The organism is Roseovarius sp. THAF8 (genome assembly GCF_009363735.1).
In the GTDB taxonomy this organism is placed as follows: Bacteria; Pseudomonadota; Alphaproteobacteria; order Rhodobacterales; family Rhodobacteraceae; genus Roseovarius.
The window spans coordinates 264596-289278 of record NZ_CP045410.1; the positions used below are offsets into that span (position 1 = coordinate 264596).

At 59.8% G+C, this 24683-nt stretch carries 23 protein-coding genes and 2 pseudogenes; 15 read left to right on the plus strand and 10 right to left on the minus strand.

Translation table 11 applies throughout. The features are described 5' to 3' along the window. Positions 1–49: 49 nt before the first annotated feature. Positions 50–172: a hypothetical protein gene (locus tag FIU85_RS22460; RefSeq protein WP_261391185.1), complete on the minus strand. Its 123-nt coding sequence runs from the start codon at positions 170–172 to the stop codon at positions 50–52. A gap of 215 nt (positions 173–387) precedes the next feature. On the opposite strand from FIU85_RS22460, the gene FIU85_RS01335 reads away from it, so the two are divergent. After that, positions 388–732, plus strand: a complete 345-nt coding sequence (locus FIU85_RS01335; RefSeq protein ID WP_152495563.1) for a hypothetical protein — start codon at positions 388–390, stop codon at positions 730–732. A 14-nt stretch (positions 733–746) separates the two neighbouring features. Here the strand turns inward: FIU85_RS01335 and recG are convergent, their stop codons facing one another. The 3 genes and pseudogenes from recG to FIU85_RS01350 form a co-directional block, all read right to left on the minus strand. Continuing rightward, a complete protein-coding gene (recG, locus tag FIU85_RS01340; RefSeq protein ID WP_152495564.1) occupies positions 747–2837 on the minus strand; it encodes an ATP-dependent DNA helicase RecG in 2091 nt (696 codons plus the stop codon). Beyond that, a complete protein-coding gene (gene ligA, locus FIU85_RS01345) occupies positions 2834–4954 on the minus strand; it encodes an NAD-dependent DNA ligase LigA (RefSeq protein ID WP_152495565.1) in 2121 nt (706 codons plus the stop codon). The genes recG and ligA overlap by 4 nt, the downstream gene beginning before the upstream one ends. A gap of 336 nt (positions 4955–5290) precedes the next feature. Continuing rightward, positions 5291–5455: pseudogene (locus tag FIU85_RS01350) on the minus strand (helix-turn-helix domain-containing protein); the annotation flags it as partial. Between the two features lie 100 nt (positions 5456–5555). Here FIU85_RS01350 and FIU85_RS01355 point away from each other — a divergent pair. The 7 genes from FIU85_RS01355 to FIU85_RS01380 all read left to right on the plus strand — a co-directional run bounded on the left by FIU85_RS01355 (position 5556) and on the right by FIU85_RS01380 (position 9446). Continuing rightward, a complete protein-coding gene (locus tag FIU85_RS01355) occupies positions 5556–7124 on the plus strand; it encodes a phage integrase SAM-like domain-containing protein (RefSeq protein ID WP_172978764.1) in 1569 nt (522 codons plus the stop codon). Positions 7125–7352: 228 nt separating this feature from the next. Then, entirely contained in the window at positions 7353–7865 is a 513-nt protein-coding gene (locus tag FIU85_RS01360; RefSeq protein ID WP_152495567.1) for a hypothetical protein, read from the plus strand. A gap of 1 nt (position 7866) precedes the next feature. After that, positions 7867–8370 (plus strand): hypothetical protein, encoded by a 504-nt coding sequence (locus tag FIU85_RS01365; RefSeq protein WP_152495568.1) that lies wholly within the window; start codon positions 7867–7869, stop codon positions 8368–8370. Next, a complete protein-coding gene (locus FIU85_RS01370) occupies positions 8367–8696 on the plus strand; it encodes a hypothetical protein (protein ID WP_152495569.1) in 330 nt (109 codons plus the stop codon). The genes FIU85_RS01365 and FIU85_RS01370 overlap by 4 nt, the downstream gene beginning before the upstream one ends. Before the next feature lies 1 nt (position 8697). Continuing rightward, the gene (locus FIU85_RS01375) at positions 8698–8907 is read left to right on the plus strand and encodes a hypothetical protein (protein ID WP_152495570.1); all 210 of its coding nucleotides are present in this window, start codon (positions 8698–8700) and stop codon (positions 8905–8907) included. Positions 8908–8929: 22 nt separating this feature from the next. Further along, positions 8930–9070, plus strand: coding sequence for a hypothetical protein (locus FIU85_RS21860; protein WP_172978765.1), 141 nt, complete (start codon positions 8930–8932; stop codon positions 9068–9070). Between the two features lie 67 nt (positions 9071–9137). Continuing rightward, positions 9138–9446, plus strand: coding sequence for a hypothetical protein (locus FIU85_RS01380; RefSeq protein ID WP_152495571.1), 309 nt, complete (start codon positions 9138–9140; stop codon positions 9444–9446). A gap of 117 nt (positions 9447–9563) precedes the next feature. Here the strand turns inward: FIU85_RS01380 and FIU85_RS21865 are convergent, their stop codons facing one another. Next, the gene (locus FIU85_RS21865) at positions 9564–9764 is read right to left on the minus strand and encodes a hypothetical protein (RefSeq protein ID WP_172978766.1); all 201 of its coding nucleotides are present in this window, start codon (positions 9762–9764) and stop codon (positions 9564–9566) included. A 144-nt stretch (positions 9765–9908) separates the two neighbouring features. On the opposite strand from FIU85_RS21865, the gene FIU85_RS01385 reads away from it, so the two are divergent. From FIU85_RS01385 to FIU85_RS01410, 6 genes are all read left to right on the plus strand, one after another. Beyond that, positions 9909–12905: a primase-helicase family protein gene (locus FIU85_RS01385; RefSeq protein ID WP_152495572.1), complete on the plus strand. Its 2997-nt coding sequence runs from the start codon at positions 9909–9911 to the stop codon at positions 12903–12905. Between the two features lie 497 nt (positions 12906–13402). Then, on the plus strand, positions 13403–14275 hold the full coding sequence (locus FIU85_RS01390) for a macro domain-containing protein (RefSeq protein ID WP_172978767.1): 873 nt from the start codon (positions 13403–13405) through the stop codon (positions 14273–14275). A gap of 12 nt (positions 14276–14287) precedes the next feature. Continuing rightward, positions 14288–15238, plus strand: coding sequence for a DarT ssDNA thymidine ADP-ribosyltransferase family protein (locus FIU85_RS01395; protein ID WP_152495574.1), 951 nt, complete (start codon positions 14288–14290; stop codon positions 15236–15238). Between the two features lie 243 nt (positions 15239–15481). After that, entirely contained in the window at positions 15482–16177 is a 696-nt protein-coding gene (locus FIU85_RS01400; RefSeq protein ID WP_152495575.1) for a recombinase family protein, read from the plus strand. 594 nt (positions 16178–16771) lie between these two features. Next, complete coding sequence (locus FIU85_RS01405) at positions 16772–19618, plus strand: phage tail length tape measure family protein (RefSeq protein WP_152495576.1); 2847 nt, start codon at positions 16772–16774, stop codon at positions 19616–19618. 4 nt (positions 19619–19622) lie between these two features. Next, positions 19623–19853, plus strand: coding sequence for a hypothetical protein (locus FIU85_RS01410; RefSeq protein ID WP_152495577.1), 231 nt, complete (start codon positions 19623–19625; stop codon positions 19851–19853). A gap of 15 nt (positions 19854–19868) precedes the next feature. Here FIU85_RS01410 and FIU85_RS01415 read toward each other — a convergent pair whose 3' ends face one another. From FIU85_RS01415 to FIU85_RS01430, 4 genes and pseudogenes are all read right to left on the minus strand, one after another. Next, complete coding sequence (locus FIU85_RS01415; RefSeq protein WP_172978768.1) at positions 19869–20384, minus strand: hypothetical protein; 516 nt, start codon at positions 20382–20384, stop codon at positions 19869–19871. Positions 20385–20882: 498 nt separating this feature from the next. Then, positions 20883–21413, minus strand: coding sequence for a hypothetical protein (locus FIU85_RS01420; RefSeq protein WP_152495579.1), 531 nt, complete (start codon positions 21411–21413; stop codon positions 20883–20885). 404 nt (positions 21414–21817) lie between these two features. Continuing rightward, positions 21818–22399, minus strand: a pseudogene (gene ctrA, locus FIU85_RS01425) (response regulator transcription factor CtrA); the annotation flags it as partial. 89 nt (positions 22400–22488) lie between these two features. Next, entirely contained in the window at positions 22489–22770 is a 282-nt protein-coding gene (locus FIU85_RS01430) for a DUF1153 domain-containing protein (protein WP_152495581.1), read from the minus strand. A 219-nt stretch (positions 22771–22989) separates the two neighbouring features. Here FIU85_RS01430 and mnmA point away from each other — a divergent pair, with 219 nt between their 5' ends. Continuing rightward, positions 22990–24126 (plus strand): tRNA 2-thiouridine(34) synthase MnmA, encoded by a 1137-nt coding sequence (mnmA, locus tag FIU85_RS01435; protein WP_152495582.1) that lies wholly within the window; start codon positions 22990–22992, stop codon positions 24124–24126. 24 nt (positions 24127–24150) lie between these two features. Here the strand turns inward: mnmA and FIU85_RS01440 are convergent, their stop codons facing one another. Beyond that, complete coding sequence (locus tag FIU85_RS01440) at positions 24151–24666, minus strand: transposase (RefSeq protein ID WP_152495583.1); 516 nt, start codon at positions 24664–24666, stop codon at positions 24151–24153. Positions 24667–24683 lie beyond the last annotated feature (17 nt).

Genomic DNA, 24683 nt, shown 5'->3' on the forward strand with positions numbered 1-24683 from the left:
ACAGGAGACGCAGGCGCGACGCGCGAGGGATATACGCAGGCAGAAACCGTTACATCAGGCCAGGCAGGTAGAGCCCGCCCACCAGCGTGACCACCAGCGCCGCACCGCCGATGAAATCACCGAGCAGAGTGTCGGCAGAGCGTTTGGCGGCGGTCGAGATCTGGGTCAGCATCGGGTGGCTCCTTGGTGCCGTGAACTTCTGTTGCTCCTTTGTTCTCATTTTGAAAAGCATTTGTAAAGAACTTTATGAGAACATTTGCGAACTTTTACGGAAGTTAGCTGATATCGGTCCGGAAGCGCTGGGTTTCTTGGGTCAAAAAAATCTTGAACCCGCACCGCCCTGCTTCCGACTCCCTGAAGTCAACTGACCGAAAAAGGAGAAACGCCATGACCGACACAAATAACCATGTTTGGAGCAGAGTACTGAATCAGCCGAACCTGTCTGTTAGCCTGATGCCGGACCAGTCCAGTCAAGCCGATGCGAAGGACGTGTTTGATCCGCCCGAGAGCTTCCTGCTCTTGCCGGCCGTGCAGACCGCGCCCGAGGATCCTGCCACTGACGCTTTCGACTTCAAAACGTCGCATAGTGGCGACGAAACGGCTTTCGATGTCGCGGACGTGTTGGTCAGCAGCTATCAGACAGGCGGATCTGGCAGCGATGATCGGGACGTGCTGCCCGAGCCCGAGCCGGTACCGGAGTTCGGCATGACCGACCATTTCGATTTCTTCTGAACGGCGCGGCGGCCTCAGCCGACCGACAACAGGCGGATCGCCTCGTCCTGGCCCATCAGCCACAGCAGGACGCGGGCGGCTTGCCCGCGGTCCGACGTCAGGTCGGGGTCGTCGGCCAGCAGTTTCCGCGCATCGGTCTGCGCCGTGGCCATCAGCCCCGCCTGCGCCTCCATGTCCGCCACGCGAAACCGCGGCAGGCCCGATTGCGCCGTGCCGATCAGGTCGCCGACGCCGCGCATCTCAAGGTCCACCTCGGCGATGCGAAACCCGTCCTCGGTCTCGCGCATCGTGTCCATCCGGCGCTGGCCGCCCTCGGACAACGGCGCCTGGTACATCAACAGGCAGGTCGACTGCGCCTCCCCCCTCCCCACGCGGCCGCGCAGCTGGTGCAGTTGCGCCAGCCCGAAATGCTCGGCCCGTTCGATCACCATGATCGAGGCGTTGGGCACGTCCACGCCCACTTCGATCACCGTGGTCGAGACCAGAACGCTGGTTTCGCCCGTCTGGAAGGCCGCCATCGCCGCGTCCTTGTCGGCGGGCGGCATCTGACCATGCACCAGCCCGACGCGTCCCTCGCCCAAGGCGGCGCGCAGGTGCCTGAAGCGTTCTTCCGCGCTGGTCAGGTCCATCACCTCTGATTCCTCGACCAGCGGGCAGACCCAATAGGCCTGCCGCCCCTCGGCGATGGCGCCCTTCAGGTGCTCGACCACTTCCTGCATCCGCGCCATGTTGGTCAGCGCGGTCTTGATCGGCTTCCGGCCGGGCGGTTTTTCATCGAGGATGCTGACATCCATGTCGCCATATTGCGCCAGCGCCAGGCTGCGCGGGATCGGCGTTGCGGTCATCACCAGAACGTCGACCGCCTGCCCCTTGCGCCCCAGTTCCAGCCGCTGGCGCACGCCGAACCTGTGCTGTTCATCCACCACGGCCAGGCGCAGGTCGTGAAACTCCACGTCCTTCTGGAACACCGCGTGGGTGCCCACGAGAATATGGATATCGCCGCGCTGCAACGCCTCCAGCTTGGCGCGCCGCTCGGCCCCCTTGTCGCGGCCGGTCAGCAATTCCAGCACCACGCCCGCCGATTCCGCCAGTGGGCGCAACCCTTCCAGGTGCTGCCGCGCCAGGATCTCGGTGGGGGCCATCATCACCCCCTGCCCGCCCGCCTCGACCGCGACCAGAAGCGCCATCAGCGCCACCAGCGTCTTGCCCGCGCCCACGTCGCCCTGCAGCAGGCGGTTCATGCGCAAGGGCGCGGCCATGTCGGCGGCGATCTCTTCGATGGCGCGGGCTTGTGCGCCCGTGGGCGTATAGGGCAAGGCGGCGCGGACCTTTGCCTGCAACCGGCCCGTGGCCTCGCTCACGCGCCCCTTGCCGCGCCGCGTCCTGGCGCGGGCCAGCGCGAGAGTCAGCTGGTGCGCCATGAACTCGTCATAGGCCAGCCGCGTGCGGGCCGGATCGGTCGCCGCCAGATCGCCGATTTTTGCGGGGCAATGGGCCTGCTCCAGCGCCGCGTGCCAGTCGGGCCAGCCGCCCTGGGCCTTTTGCGAGGCGTCGATCCACTCGGCCAGGTCCGGCGCGCGTGCCAGGGCTGATCGCACCGCCTTGGCCATCGTCTTTTGCGTCACGCCGGCGGTCAGCGGGTAGACCGGCTCGAAATCCGGGATCTCTCCCGCTTCTTCGATGGGCAGGATATGGTCGGGATGCACCATCTGCGCCATCCCGTCGAAGAGTTCCACCTTGCCCGACACCACCCGCCGCGCGCCGGTGGGCAGCACGCGATTGAGGTAGTCATCGCGGCCGTTGAAAAAGACCAGTTGAAAGGCCACGCTGCTGTCCTCGACCTGGATGCGATAGGGCCGCCCCCGGCTGCGCGGCGGATCGTGCCGGCCCACCGTCACCTCGACCGTGACCGTGCCGGGCGGGTCCGCGCCCTGCACCGTGTCGCGCTTGCGCCGGTCGATGCCGGAATGCGGCAGCGTGAACAAGAGGTCGCGGGGCTTGGAAATATGCAGCGCCTCCAGCGTCCTGGCGGTCTTCGGCCCCACGCCCTCCAGCGTTTCCAGCTCCGCGAAAAGCGGAAAGAGAATTTCGGGCCGGGTGCTCATGCGTCGCCGATCAGCTCCAGCCAGCCATCCTCGTCGATGGTCTCGATCCCCAGATCCGCAGCCTTCTTGGCCTTGCTGCCCGCGCCCGGCCCGGCCACCAAGAGGTCGGTCTTTGCCGAGACCGAGCCCGACACCTTGGCGCCCAACGCCTCGGCCCGCGCCTTGGCCTCGGCGCGGGTCATCTTTTCCAGCGTGCCGGTGAAGACGACCGTCTTGCCCGCGACGGGGCTTCCGTCGGTGGCGGGGGCCGCGGCCTCCTGGATCGTCAGATGTGCCGTCAGCCGGTCGATGCTCTGGCGCTCGTGATCCTGCGCGAAGGCGGTCACCAGGCTGCGGGCCATGACCTCTCCCACCCCGTCGATGGCCAGAAGGTTGTCCCAGTCCGGACCTTCGCAGTCCTTCGCGGCATCCATCGCCCGGGTGAAGTCGTCCCACCTGCCATAGCTGCGCGCGATGAGGGTGCTGGCCTGCTCGCCCACGTGGCGGATGCCAAGCGCGAAGAGCACGCGGCCGAAGGGAATGGCGCGCTTCTCTTCGATCGCCTGGAACAGGTTCTCGGCGCTTTTCTCGCCCCAGCCTTCGCGATTCTTGAGCTGCTTCACGCCCGAACCGTAGCGCTCTTGCAGGGTGAAGATGTCGGCAGGCTCCTTCACCCAGCCGTCGCGATAGAACTGTTCAACCTGTTTCGCGCCCAGCCCCTCGATGTCGAAGGCCGCGCGGCTGACGAAATGTTTCAGCTTTTCCACGGCCTGCGCGGGGCAGATCAGCCCGCCAGTGCAGCGGCGCACGGCATCGCCCTCCTCGCGAATGGCCTCCGAGCCGCATTCGGGGCATACCGTCGGGAAGTCGTAGGGCTTCGTCCCCTCGGGTCGCTTCGACAGGTCCACGTCGGCCACTTTCGGGATCACGTCCCCGGCGCGGTAGACCTGCACCCAGTCGCCCTCGCGGATGTCCTTGCCGCCGCGGATCTCCTGCCCCTTGCTGTCCCGACCCTTGATGTAATCCTCGTTATGCAGGGTTGCGTTGCTGACCACCACGCCGCCCACGGTGACCGGCGTCAGGCGCGCCACCGGGCTGAGCGCGCCGGTGCGGCCCACCTGAATTTCGATCTTCTCCAGCGTGGTCCAGGCCAGTTCGGCGGGAAATTTATGCGCCGTGGCCCAGCGGGGCGTGGTGCTGCGAAAGCCCAGCCGGCGTTGCAGGTCAAGGTCGTTGACCTTGTAGACCACGCCGTCGATGTCATAGCCCAGGCTCGCGCGCTGCTGTTCGATCTGCTCGTAATGCGCCTGCATCTCGGCCGGGCCATCGCACAGCGCGGTCAGCGGGTTGGTCTGGAACCCCAGGTCGGCCAGCCGGTCGATCGCGGCCTTTTGCGTATCCGCCAGGGCCTCGCTCACCTCGCCCCAGGCATAGGCGAAGAACCGCAAGGGCCGCGCCTTGGTGATGCTGCTGTCCAGCTGCCGCAACGAGCCCGCGGCGGCGTTGCGCGGGTTGGCAAAGGTCTTGGCGCCCTTCTCGGTTTGTCGCGCATTCAGCGCCTCGAAATCGGCGTGGCTCATGTAGACCTCGCCGCGCACCTCCAGCACCTCGGGCGCGCCTGTCAGCGTCACCGGGATATCCTCGATCGTGCGGGCGTTGACGGTGACATTCTCGCCCACGGCGCCGTCGCCGCGTGTGGCGGCCTGAACGAGCGTGCCACCCTCGTAGCGCAGGCTCAGGCTCAGCCCGTCGATCTTGGGCTCGGCGGTGTAGTTCAGCGGCGCATCGGCTTTGAGACCCAGATAGCGGCGGATGCGGTCGTCGAACTCGGTCACCTCGGCGTCGTCGAAGACGTTCGACAGGCTCAGCATCCGGACCGCGTGCGTCACTTTCGCGAAACCGTCGGCCGGGGCGGCACCCACCTGTTCGCTGGGACTGTCTTCGCGCTTCAACCTGGGGAACCGGGCCTCGATCGCGGCGTTGCGGGCCTTGAGCCGGTCATATTCGGCGTCGCTGATCTCTGGCGCGTCATCCTGATGGTAGGCGGTGTTGGCTTCGGCCAGCAGGCCCGCCAGGCGTTCCAGCTCGGTGCGCGCGTCCTCTTTGGTCAGCTCGTCCACGGGTGTCTCGGTGCTCATGCCCTGTCCTCGATGCGTCTGGCGATCATCTCCGTTTCCGAAGTGTTAAAGCCTTTCGCAGCGAAGCTGAATGACCGATTTTCAGGGCCGGCCGCGACGGACCCGCGCCGCTTGCGAAGACCCGCCAGGTTCGAGTGGCCCCGAGCGCCGGGCGTGGTCCCGGTCCGCCGGTGCAGGCCACCGGCGGAATTAAACCGGGCCCGGCGCTGGGGCCGGACCCGGTCGGGGGAACGCCGTATGGCAAGACCCGGCGTGTCGGGCCGGTTTTGCGCGACGGCGTCTTTGCAGGCACGCGGCGCAGGATCGGAGGGGGGCGGCTCGCCCGCCAGTCCGGTCTCAGGCGCCCACGGCGAGGCGGGGACCGTCGCCCTTGCCTTCACTCGGATCGGGGTCGCGCAGGACATAGCCGCGGCCCCAGACCGTTTCGATGTAGTTGTCACCGCCCGTTGCCTCGGCGAGTTTCTTGCGCAGCTTGCAGATGAAGACGTCGATGATCTTCAGCTAGGCCGGAAAAGCCTTTGAAATCATTATAAACAGTATGTTAGAGCTTCCGAAAGCGCACAACTTGTGTCACAAAGTGTGTCACATTGAGGGTTCAAGCATGGCAAAATCAGACGTCCCCGGCACACGCATTCGAGGCCCTCGGAGGCTCTACGGCCTCAACCTACGAATCCCCCCCGCCCTTCAAGATGAGTTCTATGGTGGCAAAAAGTGGCTGAGGGATTCCCTTGGCACTGACTCGAAGTCCGAGGCGGAAAAAGCCGTCACTTTGGCCAAGGCCCGTTTTATCGAGCAAGCCGAAGAGCTACAGCGCCGCGCCGCTCTCTCAGAAGCTTTCGATAGCCTGCCCCCAGATCAACGCGCCGTCTTCGACGAAGCGGAAAGTGTGAAAGCACTGCGAAAGCAGTTTGACCTCTCCGACACCGCCCGCGTGTTCTTGGTCGCTGGCGGGGCGTTAACGGAAAGCGACCTTCGAGGCGATGAGCCGTCTACTATCGCTGAGAGGGAACAGGCCGTGGACAGCCACCAGAGAGAGTTGAAATCCTTCGATAAGGCTGTTGCTAGGGAAGCAAAAACCCTTCGGGCTTTGGGAGAAGATGTAAAAGACCCCGAAGTTTTCGGCCTACGTGAACTCATCGCCGTTCTTGATGGATATGACATAGTCAAACCCGGCACCGTGAATCGCTGGCGAATGGTCGCAGACCGCTTCATCGACTTTGTCGGCGACCTTCCCTTGAATGCTCTGACCATAGACCAACTGCGCGAATTCACGCTTGCCTACCGTCAGCTTCCAGCGCACCAGAACACTATTGAGCTAAGGAGCCTCAACTTCAATGAGCAGGTATCCGTAGCGAGGGCGAAAAAGCTCGAAACAGTTAGTGAAGAGACGGTACGGCAGCACATCGGTGCTATCCGGGCGCTGATGCCTCACGCAATCTCAACGGGGTACCTGACAACGGACCCGTGGGCGCACTTCAAACTGCTTTCACCACGTAAGAAAAACTCTGCGAAGAAAGAGCGGAAACGACTGCCCTTCAACCCGGAGATGGTGGCGGCGACCTTCGACGATGCAGCCGCCCGCGACGCGGCTTCCGTCGATCACTGGGGTCCACTACTTGCTGCGTACATGGGCGCGAGGATTGGGGAGATTTGTCAAATTCTCGGCAAGGACGTTATCCAAGTGGGTGAGACTTGGTGTGTGTGGCTGACGGATGCAGACGAACGGCAGACGACCAAGAATGCACCAAGTGTAAGGCTGCTACCTGTTCACCAAGCTTTGCTCGAAGCCGGTTTCATCGAATTCGCGAAGAAACAACCAGATGACGACTACCTCTTCAAAAACGAGACCGCCAAAGGGTTGATGCCAATCACTCCGAACGAGAACGGACATACCAGCATCCAGTTCTCCGGAAGGTTCAACAAGAGGCTGCGTAAGAAGCTGGGGATCACCGATCAACGATACACGTTCCACAGCTATCGGCATTTGTGGGAAGACTGCGCCACTGCCGTAGGAATGAACCTCATACACAACCTAGAGATGGGTGGACGAAGCAAGGAAGAGGTATTGGGGTCAAAGGCGGCATATGGTCAAGGCGCTCGGATGAAAGCGCTCAAAGCGAGCTTAGACAAGATCGACCCACGGGCGGACCTTGAAGCACTCGCCTTGTAACTGCCCTGCCCCGCTACGCGGGCACTCACCAGACCACCCACACAACGCCCCGCCGTCTCGCTGGGGCGTTTCTGTTGTCGTGCGGCGATCCGGTTTTGGGCCACCAAGGTAGGTCAGCATTGCTGACCTTGACCCGAATTTGCCGAAACGTGGACATCTGATTCGGATTCTGCTATTGCTTGTGTCAAGCACAAAATGACTGTGCGACAAATTTTCCCGATATTGAGGATGAGCATGGAAATCTCACAGCACGACTACGCGCGGGCCTGCGGCTGCTGCGTCGAGACAGCAGGACGGCGACTCCGCAGCGCAACCTATCGTTCCGGGCCGCGCGGCACCCGCCTTTACAATTTGGCAGAAGCCCTGCCGACCGTCCGCCCCCGCGAAATTGCCAAGGGCGCTATCCCGGCCCTTCTGAGCGCCGCTACGCCCCCTGAAGACACCTTGTATGTCGGCGGTGTTGAAGCCGCAGAGGTCGCCCGACGCCTGATTGAATGGCTGCCCGACGACGCGCGGACCCGCCTCAGCAAGGTTCAGAATTTCTTTGTGGTCAGCGTGGCAAACTCTAACGTCTGCGCCGCCCCGGTGGTCGAAAACCTCGAACTGCTCCGCGTCCTGATCGGCCTGCAGCCCGATGTGCTGAAGTTCGTCTTCCGGGCCGGGGACGTCCCGGACATGGATCGTATGAGTCCGGCCTTCGCAATCTGTAATTACACCACCACCACAAAGGAGGCCGCATAACATGGCTAACCACGACACGTTTCTGGACCTTGTTCGCGGCTCGCAGGTCATCGCAGAGCGATGGGCCGCAATCTGCGAAAAGGTGATTTCGGACGCGGCGGAACGCGGCGTTCAGATCGAACCTGAGCAGGTTCTGGACATCCGTGAAGCCCGCCTTGCAGCGCTCGGAAATGGCGGCGGTAAGATGGATGCAGACAACTACCTTGCGGAATTGGAAGCGCTGCCTGCACTTCATGAGTCCGCGCTCGCCCGCCGCATTGCGGAGGGGGACGCAGAAGCTCGCTCAGCCGCCGTATCACAGGTCAACCGCGGCAAGGATGACGTCCACCCCGACCGATGGGCCAGTTCTGCGTCGCGCCGTATCTCGAAGGCGCGCGAGCTTGGAATTGCCACCGCGCCCGCCGAACCGGACACCGCCTCTCGTGCGGAACGGTTGGAGATGCTGAGCGAAATCGAGGACGCAGGTACTCGCTTGTCGATGGCGCGCAAGTGGGGCTTGGTATGAGCCGCGCGGACCACATCGTCAGCGCCATTCGCCACTGGAAGGCCGTTGAGAACGGCACCTATCGTCGGCTGTTTCAGTATCGTACTGACCTTGCAGAAACGCCGGACGGTCCGCCGATCTACAAGGGCGAGGGGTACGTCTTTCTTCCCACGGGCGAGACCGTGACCGTCGCCGAGTTCGAGGCAATCTGCGAGGCTCTGGAAGCGCCTGTTGCGGTCCCTGAAGCCGCTCCGGCACCGGCAGCACCTCTGACCACTGAAGACCGCCGCAGAAATAGCCTGAGGGCGCGGAGCGACGCCGCCGCCCGCAAGGCAGGAGGCCTCTAAGTTGACCTCTGAGATTAACAGTACTGGCGACTTCCTCCACCTGTCGCCCGCTGAACGCCGCAAGGCCAAGGTGCGGGCGAAGAAGCGAGCCGAAGTGCTTCGGCGCTGGAAAGAGGCGCGGTCGCATTGGACCCCTAAAATGTTCGAGGAAGAGAATGCAGAACTTGAACGGCAGAAGCAGGCGATGCTCGCAGAGCGCCGCGCCGCGTAAGCCACTGCCTTTTCGGAAGGTGATGGAGAGACCCGCCCGCCGCCGCGCCCTGTGGCACGCTGCGTGGCTGGCCTGTGCGTCGCCCGCTGAATGGAGGGAGAACCTTCACATCATCGAACGCGCCATTGCCGCGCAGATGGAAAGAGAATTCGGGACGGCCTAGCCGTCCCGTCCCCGGCGGGGTTCTTTTTGGGTATCGCCCCCGCCGGGACCACATCGAGGAGATCACAATGCGCAAGCATCATCTTGGGGCGTTGCCCCGCGAAACGAATTACGACGAAGACATGATTGACGACCTCGCGGACCGGTTGCGGGCCGTAGGTGCGCGCAATGGCGGCGTGAGGATCGAATTCGATTGGCTGCGCGATGCCCTTGGAGGCGATGCGGCGCTGACGCGCCGGGTGTTCAAGTCGGCGGGCTTCAAGCAGCCCGCGTCGGAGGAGTGGTATGTCGGACATGGGGCGAAGCGCCTTGAAATCGCGGCCTATCCGGCAAAGCTTGCGGACGATCTGGCGGACATTCTCGACGACTACGCCTGAGGCCCGCTTTTCGGCTTCAAGCTTATGGCGAGAAAACCGTCTGCGCGACAGATTTCGGCTTCAAGCCGTTAAGCTATTGTAAATAAACAAATATCTTGACTCTGTGATTAGGAATCTCTACTCACCGGACGGGTAGATATCGGCATTGGGAAAGTCGGCGTGGAAGAGATCATTTGGAGGGCCTACAGCCTTCAAGAGTTGTTGGAGCAGCGAGACGAACAGTTCGCGTTGGAAGGCGCGAAGGCGGCGCTTGCCGACCTGACCGCTCGTGTGGATCAACGAATCGATGAGCGCAGCAGGCAGGTTGTGCCACTGCACCGGTAATTCGATTGTGCCCCCGTTAGGGGGCCAGCCGAAACATAGATGGGATGGCGGCTTTGTCCTGTTTCGCCGCCGTCCGTCGCCGAAAGTAAATGGGTCTGAAGGAGGTGAAGAGATGCAATAACTTGCTGGAGAACAGAAATGGTAGAAACCAAGACCCCCTTTGACGTCTTCGAACATATGGACGTTGAAGACCCTTCCGAAATCGCGGACGGCGATATCCCTGAGCGGCGTGAGCCGCCCCTTTGGATGTACGATCATTGCAGCGACGGGAACGTGGTCCGCTTTAGTCGTCCCGCGCTGACGCGCATCAATGACGCAACGGTGATCGGTGATCTTAGCGCACCGGAATGTGACGCAATTCTGAATTCGTCTATTGTCGTTGGAACGACTGACACCGCGCCGCGCACGTTGGGCAGTAACTGGGAACGGCATGAGCAGAGCTTTGGAGCCGCGGTTTCCGCGTTTCTCACCCGGCACCCCGAACAGGCCAGCAAGGGCGGAAATGCCTTGTTCTTCGCCGAAGGGCAGCGGGCGCGTAAGCGCCGGAACGGTGTGGAATTCTGTTACAAGCTGGAAAAGAAGATTCTGAATGTCCGGGCCGTCTCAGCCGACATTGACGGCGGATGCACGGTCGAACAGATCATCCCGCGCCTGCGGGAACTGGGCCTGTTCGCGGCAATCTACACGACCCATTCGCACACCACCAAGGGCGGCACCGGAAGTGACCGCTTCCGCATCATCATTCCTTTGACTGAGACTTTCGAGTTGGGCAATCGTGATGACGATCCGAACGCGTGGGAAAAGCGCTTGGGCGAATGGAAGAGCCGCTACTTCGGATTCCTCGAAATGCTCATTCCCGAGGGCGGCGAGATCGACTCGCGTGGTGCCCTTCCTTCGCAGATGATGCATGCCCCGGCACGGCCCGAGGGCGCTGAATTCAAGCACTACATTCTGGCGGGGCGTGGGCTGTCGCCGGATGACATGCCTGCCGGTGATGTTGCCAAGTACACCCGCCGCGCGCCGTCAGGAGCGAAGGGGGGCAATGGTGGCGTACAGGGGGAACCTGCATTCCTGTCGGATGGCTTTGACCTTCTGGCGTGGTTCAACGATCATGGCGAGATTTTTGACCTTCCCGCTTTTCTGGAAATGATCGGCTGGGACGTGCGCGGAGATGCAGGGCGTGGCGTCGATATCCTCTGCCCCAACGCAAGCGCGCATACGACCGGGGCAGACATGGCGTGGGGCGCTGCAGGCGAAAGCGCGGATGAAACGGCGATTATCTACTGCCACCATGACCATTGTTCGGGCCTGTACACCTGCGATTTCCTTCGCCTGCTCGAAGACCAGACCGACCTGCCGGACGGTGATTCATTTTCCGTCCTTTTGTGCGACCCGATGTTCTACCCTTCCGAAGTTGACGGCGAGGCGATCACGGTAGACCGCGCGGACTACGTGGCCGAAGAAATCAGGATTGGTTGGCTCAAGACCCCCGCCGCTGTGGGACGTGCGTTCACGGCCCTGCCTGCTAACGCAGGCGCTGACCATTTCGCCGCGATCTATGCCGGTATCTGTAAGGCCGGTGAAGGCGGCAAGGCCGTCGACAAGTGGGGTGAATTGGCAAAGGCGCATCTCGACGCTAATGGGCGTAAGCGCGTGGAACGCCGGGGGCGTGAGATGCTGGCCGCAGAGAAGGCCTCACACGCGGCTGAGAAGGCCGAAGAGCGTCACGCGGCTTATGCCAACGCTCTGGAAGGTGATCCGGACAATGATAGCCTCGATCCCGCAGAGCCGCTGGGAGATGACATGGAAACTGCTCTGGCAACCCTTGGTCACCGGTATGCGCCCGTTGATCTGGGCGGATCATTCCGTATTGTCCGCAAGCCGGACCTGAACGCCTTTAGCTCCGAGTTCGACTCCACTATCGCGGTGTACCGCAAGGACGACTTCCTGCACCTGCACCTTGATCGGCAGATCATGGAAGGTGACAAGCTGGTGAACCCGGCGCAGACCTTCCTTGAAACCGCCAAGCGCAAGAGCGGACTTGTGTTTGCTCCGCCGCCCACAGTGCCGGGTGCAAACGACTTCAACATGTATCAGGGCCGGAAGCTGAGGGGAGTTTCGGGTAAGTACGGCGATAAGCACGACTTTCCTGTCCTGCATGATTTCCTGTTGCGGATTGTGTGTGACGGCTCAGAGGAAAAGCTTGCGTGGCTGTTGCTCTGGATGGCGCACCTTGTCCAGCGGCCCGGTGAGAAGCCGGGGACGGGGATCATTGGAATCGGCAAGGGCGGTATCGGGAAGGGGCGCTTCGGTGCGCTGCTGTCGAAGCTTGCCGCACCGCATTTCAAGCAGCTTGAGAATGAGGCGCATGTAACCGGACAGTTCGCAGGCGAGCATATTAGCAAGTGTGTACTGGTGCAGGTTCCCGAGGCGGTGTTTGGCGCGAACCCCAAGGTTTCCAGCGCTTTGAAGTCCATGCTCGACTCGACCACGATTCCGGTGGAAGTGAAGGGCTACAGTCTCATTATCATGCCTTCATTTACCCGGTTCTATTTCGACTCGAATGAGGCGGTGCCGGTGCTGATTGAAATGAATGGATCGGAAAGGCGGTATTACGTGCTGCTTTTCAATTCCGAGGAAAAGGGCAATTCAGAATTCTTCGCGGACCTGACCGCCGCGATTGAAGGCGAGGAAATGGCAATGCTGCTGGCCTATCTGGAACGGTACGACCCGGCGTCAGCCGGGTTCACTTGGGCAGACGTCCGCACCGCACCTGAAACGCCCGAGCGTCGGGTCATGGGTTACAATTCCATGCGGCCCGCAATGCGCCGCCTTTTGACCGTGTTGCGGGAGCGCGAAGCGACCTTGCGTGTTGCCGGTTACGACGAAACCTTCAAGGCTGGGGAGGATGGTCTGCGCCTGCCGATTTCCGCCTTCCGGTCCTACATCGAGGCCTCAGGGAACAAGCACAATGCCGAGGACGCGGATGTTGTTGCAATGGTCAAGCGGCTGTTCCGTGTGGAAGTCGCCGAAAAGCGCGGGCGGTGTGGTGAGCACGGGGATATGCGGTATTGGCTCTTCCCGCATGAGGTGCTGGGTGAGAACGTGGAGAAGGCGCTGCTGGGCAGCGAATGAGCGCTTCCCGGCATCAGCCGGGGCAGAACCTCAAAACGCCTCCAAAGGCTTGGAGGCGTTTTTTCTTAACAATACTTGGCCCAAATGCCTCTACCTCCAAACCTCCAAGGATCACGCCCCTTACCGGAATTCAGGCGGGGGCACACACACCCTCATGCCGTTGGTGTGTATGTATACTTCCAATTATTTTTGAAAAGATTCTCTTGGAGGTTTGGAGGTAGGGCCGTTTGACCCTTGTTTTTATGGCTCGAACCGCCTCCAAGGGCTTGGAGGTTGTTTGGAGGTTTGGCAGCTGCGTTCTATTGAGACAGCTCGCGGTGCGTCGGTGACCACATTTGCTAAGGCAGACCCCGCACAGTTACATGGTACATAAAAGGTGGACGAAGCACACCAAGCAACCATATGTTGATACGAAACTTCGATTCTTGAGGTGTTCCTTTTTTGTTCTTTCGTGTAACATCGTCGAACCCCGGAAGGCGAAGCAGGGAGTAAAGCGCATGCTAAAATTTCACAGAACTAGCCTCATGACATCATCCGCACAGACGGTTGTAAACACGGTCAACACTGTTGGAGTTATGGGGAAAGGTCTCGCTGCTGCATTCAAGGAGCGTTATCCCGACATGTTCGGAGAGTATAAAGCATTGTGTAAAAAAGGCGATCTTTTGCCCGGTTCGTTCTGGCTGTGGAAGGGACCAGATCAGTGGGTTTTGAACTTCGCGACCAAGAAGCATTGGCGCAACCCTTCGAAGATTGAGTATGTGCGGGATGGCTTGCTAGAATTTAGAGCTAAGTATGAGGCTATGGGCATTCGCGAAATCGCATTTCCCCGGCTCGGCTGCGGGAATGGCGGTTTGGATTGGGAAGAAGTTAGGCCGCTAATGGTTGAAATGCTTCATGACCTCCCAATCACAGTTTTTATCCACGACTTTGAAAAGAAGCTAGGGAAGCTTGAACACGAGCTGCCGTTGATGCAACAAGCTCGCAAACCAAGCTCATTTGAAGATTTCTATAGAGATCTGCGCGACTTAATCGAGAAAAACCATGGCGAAATTCGCCCCTTGTTAATGACTGAACCGTTTTACGTGGCTCTAAACGAAAAGTGCGAGTTGCGTGGTGCCCGTGGTTGCGAACAACTCTTAGCTGCCGAAGACGACTTATTCCGTATTTGGAATCTTCTGACAATCAGCCAAGTGTCGCGTTTCGATCTTCCAGAAACTGTTCAGAGTTCCGCACTTAAGGTGTTTAGCGTCTTGTCTAATTTGCCATATGTTAGGCCAATCAATATAGCCAATCGCCACGGTCGTGTGAACTTGGCAGTTGAATGTGTGCGAAGCAGCTCCCCCGCGCCGATGTCGTTTGGGGTGCACTAGAGGGCTTCAATTATGGGAATAAGCGTCGAGCGCCATGAGGCTCATGTTGCCGAATGGCTTGGGAAATTTTCTAACTACAAGAAGAAATGGCCTGAGCACCTATTCCATCACGCTAACGTAGAGGCAGCAATTGACATTCTGAAGCAAGGTCAATTGCTTTCAAGAAACGACGCTGTTGCTGCCGGGGTTCTTGGGATCGACATCGCGCCCGAAGAAATTATTCAAAACCGTGAAGACGCCCACGATTATGCTCGCCTGTACTTCCGCCCTAGGACACCGACGCAATATCATATCGAGGGTATACGAAAAGAAGCTGACTATTATATGGGGCGACACGCAGGTTTTCTTGTTGTGCTAGCATTTGATGGCGAAACTGTTTTGAAAATGCAAAGTACTCAATTTTCTACCTGCAATATGCAATCGCCTGCCTCGCAGATACTGGACGGTGACTGTGGCTTTGATCAGTTGGACTTCCAAGGCATTTACCATGATGAGGCTTACCCATCTGACGATGAGAGACGGAAACGCTGTGCGGAGGTTCTAGCAAACAGCCCGTTGGACATACCTTCGACACTTAAGGCTATTCTTGTTCGAACGGACGCCGATGCGGCAACTGTGAAGCATTTGTTGATCAAGAATGGTTTGCCTGAATTAGTTTCGAAAATCACTAAGCCGCAAAGCACTGGCATATTCTTTGACAACTATACTGCGGTTCAATTTGTTGATGCAGCCCCCGGCAGGATTAAGTTCAAACTGCGTGGAACACGCTCAGTTGGCGACATTGAAACTGAACTCGAAGTGCGGGATGAAGTCACAGGGCGCACAGTGCTTAGCGCCAATGAGGCTCTGAAACCCTTTCAAGACTATTATATTGATGCCGATCTACCGCCCGGTGACTATCGCGTCAGTTTCACTTTGGAATCTTGCTTCGCCTACGAGGCTGTAATGAGCTTGGGCCACTAGTCCGACTAACAGCATTTCCCTCATCGGCCGCCATGCGCGAGCCGAAACGCAACTACTGAAAATATGTAAGCGATGTTGACATATCTTAAACTCCTTTAAGGTAAGGCGCTTGGAACTGAAAGCTGACGCGCTCACAAACCTCTGAAAAACCCATTGTTTCCAAAATTCAAAGCGGACTCACCCCGCCAGAAGTGTTATATCTCTCAGGTATCATAACGGAATCACCCGCAAGAGACTGGAATCATGACTGAAAATGGCGCTATCGCATATCTCAGAACATCCAGCGCAGCCAATGTCGGTGACGATAAGGGGAGTGGAGCACGCCAGCGGGACGCCATTGCCCGGTGCGCCAAAGAGAACGGCTTCCAGATCGTCGCGGAATACTATGACGAAGCGGTGTCCGGCGCGGAACTCATCGAAAACCGTCCCGGCTTCAAGGCCCTGCTGGAACACATCGCAGGCAACGGAATCCGCACCATCATCATCGAAGACCCGTCGCGTTTTGCCCGAACCATGCACGCCAGCATCTTCGGCGAAGTGCTTCTGAAGGGCCTTAATGTACAGGTTATCTGCGCCAACGGCGAACCGCTCTTCGAAGAGGAAGACGACATGCGTCGTGCCATGTCGCAGATTGGCATGGTCTTCGCCGAACTGGAAAAGCGCAAGTTGGTCAAGCGTTTGAAGGATGGTCGCGACAGGCGCTCAGAGGCCGCAGGACGCCGGGTAGAGGGCGGGTCTCGGCAGTACAGTGAAGACACGCTCACGCGTGCCAAGGCCCTCTACAGAGCCGACAGGAAGGGGAACCGTCGATCCCTCCGCCAGATAGCCACAGACCTCGCAAACGAAGGCTTCACCGCACCATCTGGCAAAGCATATCAGGCGAATAGTGTCCGTCAGATGCTGGTGAAGGCCGGTGTTTATAGGCCGGATGCGGCGTGACGGTAGAGGCGCTGACAGGTCAAAACAGGACATGGAGGAGCGCAGGACAGGGCAGCGCCCCCGCGTGAGCGGGCAAACCAGATGTTGTCTGCGTTAGCAGACTTAACACCATTAAGTCCCTTCGGACCTATATTTAGTGTATGGGACCCAAGGCGGGACTAGGGGTGGGGGTCAAAATCGGGCGTAGATGCTGTCCACATAGGTGGTGCAAACTGACCAAAAAGTGCACGGCAACTTTCCATGTCGTGTTTGTTACGTTTGTTCTGCTGCCGTGCAATTTTTGCCCGACAGGGGACCCAGCCGCAAAACACCCTCCGGCCTCTCGGAATCAGAATCCCCCGCCCGAAAATTTCAAAATCGGGTGAGATAGAGTTGCAGTCCTGACTGCGACACACTCAACTTAAGCGTGTGACCCGAATCTGCCGTTCTCTAGGTGCTGAGGCCGCATCGTGGTATGATGTGACCATCTCTAGCAGTTAGGCGGCACCTCTTCTCCGCCATGCACTCGACAACGGTCAGGCCGTTTTGGCTGCCACTGGACGCCCTGACCGTTGTCTCCTTTTCCGAGCAGTCACGAAAAAGAAAGGCCCAGAAATGGCCGAAACCCATGAACTCCGTTTGAAGATCGACGCGTCTGCCGCCAAGCGCGGCGCGTCCGAATTTAAGGGCGCGATTGAATCCGTCCGCCGCGCCGTCCGCGACCTCGAAAAGGACAGCAGCGGCGCGTTCACGTCCCTCCGCCGTGTTGATACCAGCGGTCTCCGCGAGGTCACCCGCGAAGCCGCCGCCGCTTCTAAGAGTATTGGCGATACGGGACGTGCAAGCGACCGCGCCGCCGAAAACATTCGCAAGCTTGCTATTCAGAGCGCGAACAGTCTTCGCGTTTCGACGGATCAGGCCTCACGCTTGCGGGAACGTCTTCTGTCCGTTGGCGATACGCAGGGGCTGGCAAAGCTGGAAGCCGGACTCGCCCGTCTTCGTACCAGCCTCACGAATGCCACGTCCGGTCTGGACGTCCGCGAAGCCCGCGCCGCCTATGCGGACCTCGCCAGCGAACTGAACCGCACCAGCCGCGAGTCCGAACGCCTGCGCGCCGAGTCCATCGCAGCCGCGCGTGCAGAGGAACAGGCCGCTAACGCGGCCAACGACCGCGCCAATTCATTGCAGCGCCTCCGCGCCGCCCATGACCCCCTCTACGCAAATTCCCAGCGATACGAACAGGCCTTGCGTGAAATCCAGACCTTGGAGGACGCCGGGGCAATGTCGGCGGCAAGGGCGGCTCAGGCACGTGAGACAGCAAGTCAGTCGCTCTTGGCGGCTGGCAACGCGGCGACCGTGTATGCTGGCAAGGCCCGCGTGAGCGGGATGCATACGGCGAACATGGCGGCGCAGTTCAACGATATTGGCGTTATGCTGGCCTCTGGCCAGAGTCCCCTGTTGCTTGCCGTTCAGCAGGGTACGCAGGTTTCGCAGGTCCTGAACATGATGGGCGACCGCGCATCTATACTTTCGACGCTTAAGAGTGGCTTTCTGTCCATGATTAATCCAGTCAGCTTGGCGACCATCGGCATCATCGCGGGCGGGGCTGCATTGGTTCAGTGGGCCATGTCGGCAGGTGGTGCCGAAGACGCAACCGAGTCCCTGAAGCGTCAGCTTGATACGCTCAGCACCCTTTCAACGGACCTTTCCGCCACTCTCGACGTGCTGGAAATGGACGCGGTCCAGTTGGCTGAAAAGTATGGAACGGCTGCAATCCGCGCCCGCGAACTTGCTGTCGCGCAGGCCGAACTGCGTCGGGGTGAAATTATCGACGCGCTCCGCGCGCAGGTAGCAGAACTTGGCTTCATCGAGACCCGGTACCGTCAGGCACAGGGCGCAGCGGCGCTGTACTCGAACGGCATCAAGAATATCGCGACCGATTTCAAGATCAGCCGCGCCGCCGCCGCCGACTTCGAAGGCGTCCTTTTGCGGTTGGGGCGGGCTAAGACCTTTGACGAACAGCGGGCCGCGCTTCAGGCAATCGTGAAGCATGCCGAAGAGGCTGGAATCGAGCTTTCTCAGTTCCCGCCTGAGCTTCGGCAGGCCGCGATTCACATGATTGACCTTTCGAACGAGTCCGACGCTTTGCAGCAGCTTCTGCACCGCGCCTCCGATGCTATCGCAGGGGCCACGGGCCAGACGAACGCATGGGCAGGAGCCATGTCAGGCGTACGCGCCGAAATTAATGCTATCCTGTCCAGTCTCGCGTCCATTGGTGGAGGAGTCATCTCCAACGCCGCGAAGAGCGCTGAATTGACCGCCCTGAACGCGGGGAAGAGCGTCAAGGAAGCAGCCGTTGCCCGCGTCAGGTTTGAGAAGGAACGGGAGTTCGCAGCCAAGGAAATGAGCGCGAATTCAACCGGCGGCATCGCAGGATGGGCGCAGGGGCAGTTGCTTGAAATGGAGCGATACCAGTTCGAGGAAAGCCTTCGGCTTGACGCTGAACTCGCCGCCAAGCGCGCAGACGTCCGCAAGGCCGCGTCCAGTTCGGGCGGTGGTGGCGGTGGTGGCTCTTCAAGCCGTACCGCCGCGCTGACGGAAGAACAGAAGGCCGTGACCGATCTCACTGAGTCTCTTCAGGACCGGCTCACGAGTCTCACCGAAGAAAAGTTGGCGCTTGAACTGGTGGCCTCAGGCCAGTTTGAGACGCGGGAAGGTGCCCGCGCCATGGCAGAAGCGCAGACCACCATGGGCGGCGCTGTAGACGCCACTACCGAAGCTCTTATTCGCCAGATTGACGCCGCCCAGAAGTCCGCCAATGAAATGCGCAAGGCGGCAAACGCAGGCGCGCAGGGGTGGCTGAACGCTGTACCGTCCTATCAGGAAGCGGCGGACCAGATCGAAGTCGAAGTGCTCGACAGCCTGTCAAATGAGATCAGTTCTTTCGCCCAGACCGGGAAGTTCGACTTCGAAAGGTTGGCGGACTCCATCCTTGCGACCATGGCAGACCTCGCCGCGAAGTTGGCCGTTAAGGAACTCTTCGGCGGTCTTTTGGGCGGCGGCGGTTCCGGTGGTGGTGGCGGCTTCTTGTCCGGTCTCTTCGGCGGCGGATTTCTCGCTGGCCTCTTCTCGGAAGGTGGATACTCGACGCAGGCGGTGGCGCATAGCGCGGTCCCGGCAACGGCATTCAAGAATGCTCCGCACTTCAGCGAAGGCACGCCCAACACGTCCGGCATCCCGGCGATGCTGCACCCGAATGAGGCGGTTATTCCCCTGTCCAAGGGGCGCAAGATTCCGGTCGAAATGAACGGCGATACCGAAGGTGCAGGCGGACAGACGGTCAACTACGCGCCGACCTACAACATCACCAGCCCTGACCCTGACGCCTTCCGTAGGTCGCAGGCCCAGACTGCTGCAGACGGCCTGTCAGCCGCGCAGCGCGCACTTAGAAAGAACGGATAACAGAATGAGCAGACTCGGAATCTACGCAGACAAGATCAACGCAATCCGCGAACAGCGCGGGCTTACGCGCAGCGGGTTTACGGAAGACGGCACGGACGCCGCCGGTGCGGACAAGGAGGCGATGCTGCGCGAACTGTACCGCCGCGCTGACGCGCGCCTGCCGTCCGGCATCGGTGGACCTCCCGCGAATGACGCAGGCGACACAGAAGGTCAGGGAGACTACGAAGGCCAGTGACGTTCCCGCGATACACTATTCCCGTTGGAACTTAATTTCCTTTGGGTACAGGGCCTCGATAAGTTCATTGGTTGTAGCCATGCCTTCGACTGGCCACCAAACATGATCTGTATTGGGTACGATTGTTAAAAAGAACGGCTCGACCAGTGTTGTTCTATCGAAGTAATTCAAGGCTCCGAAACATAGCACTTGGTGGTGGCCGGGATCGAAATCAGACACTTGCGGCGTAAACTGGATTTGGAGGGCGCTTTTCGGAGAGACTATCTTTTCGTGAATTGACCAGAACTCTACTTCGACACCCTCGTTGTCTTTGGCATGCCCCATCGCGTCTTCCAATCCAAAGGTGCAACGGATATTCGAGCCTAGGTTCGCAGAATCCACTCCAAAGTTGTAAGCATTTACAGTGAGTAGTCGACTCTCGGTATTGAAATGTCCGGCAAGATTGACCTCAAGGTCCGGGAAAAATTCATCGTACAATTCTAACAATTTCGTACCGACAAGAGTAGCAACGGACAGGAGTGCGATTAGCAAAGCAATCGAAGTGTTCGATATGTTGATGAACCTTCGCCAGTTCTGCCAAGAATTACACTTTAGGCAGACCTTTTGGTGCTCTTTCAGGGGCGAGAGACAAGCCCAGCAATTCTTTTCTGTCACAGTTCTATTCCAAAGCTTCTGGCCTGTATTCAGTAAATGGAGGCTAGAGAAAACACCATTGATGATGACACCGCGCGGAAAGCCACCTACTCACTCACGTACCGCGCCACAGCCTCCACAGAAGGTCAGGAAGACGACGAAGCCTAGTGACCGCGCCTAGGGGGCCTTCCGCCTCTGTTGTAGTCAAGGCTGCAACGCAGTGGATGGCGCAAAGGAGCCTATTCGAGGCCTTCATAATTTTCGCAGCATTGGTAGTACGGGAGGGAAGCGGCCATGCGCCGCGCCCTGCACCAATCCTAGATACTCCGGACATACGATAGGTCGACCGCCCTTGCTGCTGGGGCAACTACTGGCACACGGCGGAGTAACGCAGGGTCAGGGCCGTGCAAATACCAATAACCACGAGGCGTGTAGAGCCACGATTATCACGAGCATAATGGTCAGGAGTACAAGTACCTGCAGGGCATGTCGATAAATCAGCTCTCTCTTTAGACCTTCAAGCTCATAAGCATTTCGAAATTTGTCAGCGTCAAACCCTGCCCACTGGGAGGTCGAGATCTGAAGAAGACATCGCAAGCAGCACAGCGCTGCCCAGAGGTAACCAATAATCTCAGCCGCAAGTACGATCATTAACAGTAAGTTATCTTCGTTCATCGCGAAGTACACGCCAGTCAGCGCGATCATCAGTGAAACGTGTTGCAGAAGTCCCGCCGCACGCCCTTCGATTTTCTCTACGTAGCCTACCGTCGCTTGACTAAGTGACTCTTCACGCAACTCTGCTTCGTTTTTTAGCCTCTTATCAAAGTCCTCGCCATTGGGAGCGCCAGAGTCGAACCAAAGAAAATTTAGGCGCTGCTGGAAGCTGTCGAAGACGTTTTGAAGTATGCGAATGACGTTAATTTGCATCGTGGGGCTTTCCGGCAAGTTTCTCGTGCGGTGCATCTTGCATGGAAAGGCACACGTTTCGACCAATAATTTGGATAAGGCGTAGCACGGCTTTCTCTGACACAGTACTGGGTGAGGCAGGATTTGAGCTAGTCTTCGATACCAGTCTGCTGTGGGCCGTAACAGACAATTCGGATTCTAAACACGAAGGCAACTTTGTACCGCAAGGCCGACCTAATCAGCGACGTAACGCACCACCGCCTCCAAGGCTTCCGAGCTTTCTGCGCCTTCAGGTGGCCAGACTTACTGCGAGGCCGCGTCAGCGGCTCTATCCCCTGCCCCAGCCAAAGTGTGTCACATTGCGGGTCTCAACGTGTGTCACACGTACGCTCTAAGTTACTGATTTTGCTAAATTCCTGTGACGGGATGAAGACGTCGATGATCTTGAGCTCCGGCTCGTCCATTCCGCCGTATAGGTGGTTGAGGAACATCTCTTTCGTCAGGGTCGTGCCCTTGCGCAGGCTGAGCAGTTCCAGCATCTGGTATTCCTTGCCCGTCAGGTGCACGGTCTTGCCCGCGACATCCACCGTCTTGGCGTCGAGGTTCACGTTCACCTTGCCGGTGCGGATCATCGACTGCGAATGTCCCTTGGACCGCCGGATGATGGCGTGGATCCGCGCCACCAGTTCCTCGCGGTGGAAGGGCTTCGTCAGGTAGTCGTCGGCACCGAAACCGAACCCCTTGATCTTGTTCTCGGTGTCGTCCGCCCCGGACAGGATGAGGATCGGCGTGTCGATCCGTGCAAGCCTGAGTTGCCGCAGCACCTCGTGCCCGTTCATGTCGGGCAGGCCCAGATCGAGCAGGATCAGGTCGTAATCGTAAAGCTTGGCCAGATCGATCCCTTCCTCACCCAGGTCCGTGCTGTACACGTTGAGGTTGGCATGGGTCAGCATCAACTCGATGCTTTTCGAGGTGTTCGGATCGTCTTCGACCAGAAGAACGCGCATGTTCAATTCTCCGCTTATAACCTTGTCGCGAACGATCTTCCCGAAAATTGGTTAACCGCTGGTTACTATATGAGAACAAATAGCGGCTACTACCTCAGGTTGTCCACAGGTTTTGCCACTGTCACCTTCAGCCCCGCCTCGCCGTGGCGGGATACCGCTTCAAGCCATTCTTGAAATTCCTCTGCGCTGATCTGGTACATCTCCTGCGCCTCTGCCTGCGACAGCAGGCCATTCGCCACCGCCCGCACAACCAGGAGTTTTCTCGACGCCACCCACCGCTGCGTGTCCGGCGCCGGCAAATCGGCCCGCGTCAGGACGCTGCCATCCGGCAGGGTCACGGCGCGGGGCCCTGCGACTTTCTTCAGATACATCTGGTTCACCCCTCGATAACACCCTGCCCACATTCGGGATTTGTCCTTAACGCCGGGTGAAACGGGCCGCGGTGAATGCCTCGTATTTTCCTAAAAGCGGGCGGCGACGGGTGCGCAGCACGGCGGCCGGCTTGACACTTGCGACGCGGCAGGCCACACCGCGCCCTCTTAACACCTGTCGGATCCTTCCTATATTCGGGCAAACGCCGGAGCCCTGCCATGCCGCTCGATCCTGAACTGAATTCGCTTGGATTTCCCAAGGCGCCCGCCGACACGCGGGTCGTCGTCGCCATGTCGGGCGGGGTCGACAGTTCGGTCGTGGCCGCACAGCTGGCGGAAGAAGGCTATGACGTGGTCGGCGTGACGTTGCAGCTTTACGATCACGGCGCGGCGCTGGCCAAGAAAGGCGCCTGCTGCGCCGGGGTCGACATCCACGACGCGCGGCGCGTGGCCGAGGAAATGGGCTTTCCGCATTACGTGCTGGACTACGAGAACATCTTCAAAGACGCGGTGATCGACGAGTTCGCCGACAGCTATCTGGCCGGCGCGACGCCCGTACCCTGCATCCGCTGCAACGAGCGGGTCAAGTTCAAGGACCTGCTGGAGACGGCCAAGGATCTCGATGCCGATTGCATGGCGACCGGCCATTACATCCAGCGCAAGACGGGCGAACGCGGCCCCGAGCTGCATTGCGCGGCGGACGCCAATCGCGACCAGAGCTATTTCCTCTTTTCGACCACGCCCGAACAGCTGGACTTCCTGCGCTTTCCGCTGGGACACCTGCCGTCCAAGGACGCGACGCGGGCTTTGGCCGCGCGCTATGGCCTGCCTGTCGCGGACAAGCCCGACAGCCAGGACATCTGCTTCGTGCCGAACGGAAATTATGCCAGCGTGATCGAAAAGCTGCGCCCCGGCGCGGCGGAACCCGGCGAGATCGTCCATGCGGACGGTCGCGTCCTGGGGCAGCACAGCGGCGTCATCCACTATACGATCGGCCAGCGCCGGGGGCTGGGCATCGGCGGCCTGGACGAGCCGCTTTACGTGGTGAAACTCGACGTCGACGCGCAGCGCGTGATCGTGGGACCCAAGGATATGCTGGCCACCCGCACCGTGCCCGTGCGCGAGATCAACTGGCTGGGCGACGCATCCTTTGAAAGCCAGTCCGAATGGCATGTCTCGGTCAAGGTCCGCTCCACCCGCCCGGCGCGCGAGGCGGTCATTCGCCCCACCGGGCCGGACACGGCCCAAGTCGAGCTGATGGTGGCCGAGGAAGGCGTCTCGCCGGGGCAGGCCTGCGTATTCTATGAGACCGAAGGCAGCCGTATCCTGGGCGGCGGCTGGATCTGGAAAGGCTGACCGGGGTCAGGCCGCAGGCACGGGCTACGCAAACCCGACCACACCCCGGGGGATCCTTTCATAACGGCGCGGATCGGTCCGGCTGTCCTGCCGAAACGACGAGAATCTCCAGACCTGCGGGTCGGCGACGAAGCCGTGGCGCACCGGATCGGTCCGGCAATGTTGGCGGAACGCCTCGATCTCCGCTGGGCTGCGGACAGGTTCGACGATGTCCTGCGGCACCCACAGATGCGCGCCGCCCGCCGCGATCTGGCTGGGTGTCATCGCCCGTGTCGAGACCCGCGAGGCAAACCGCGCCTTGATCGTCTTGAGCCGGATGGCAAGGTCGGCGTCGCCATGGGGCAATGTCAGGACGGCGTGCAGGTGATCGGGCAGGACGACCCAGGAGTCGATCTCGAACGGCCAGAGTTCACGGACCATGCGCACCGCGCCTTGCAGGTGGTCGATCTCGTCCACCAGCGTCGTTGCACCCGGTTCGGCCAGGGTCAGGGTGACAAACCGGCTGACGCCCCGACGGCGCAGAGGAAGAAGCTGTACCATGGCCCGAAGACTGGGCG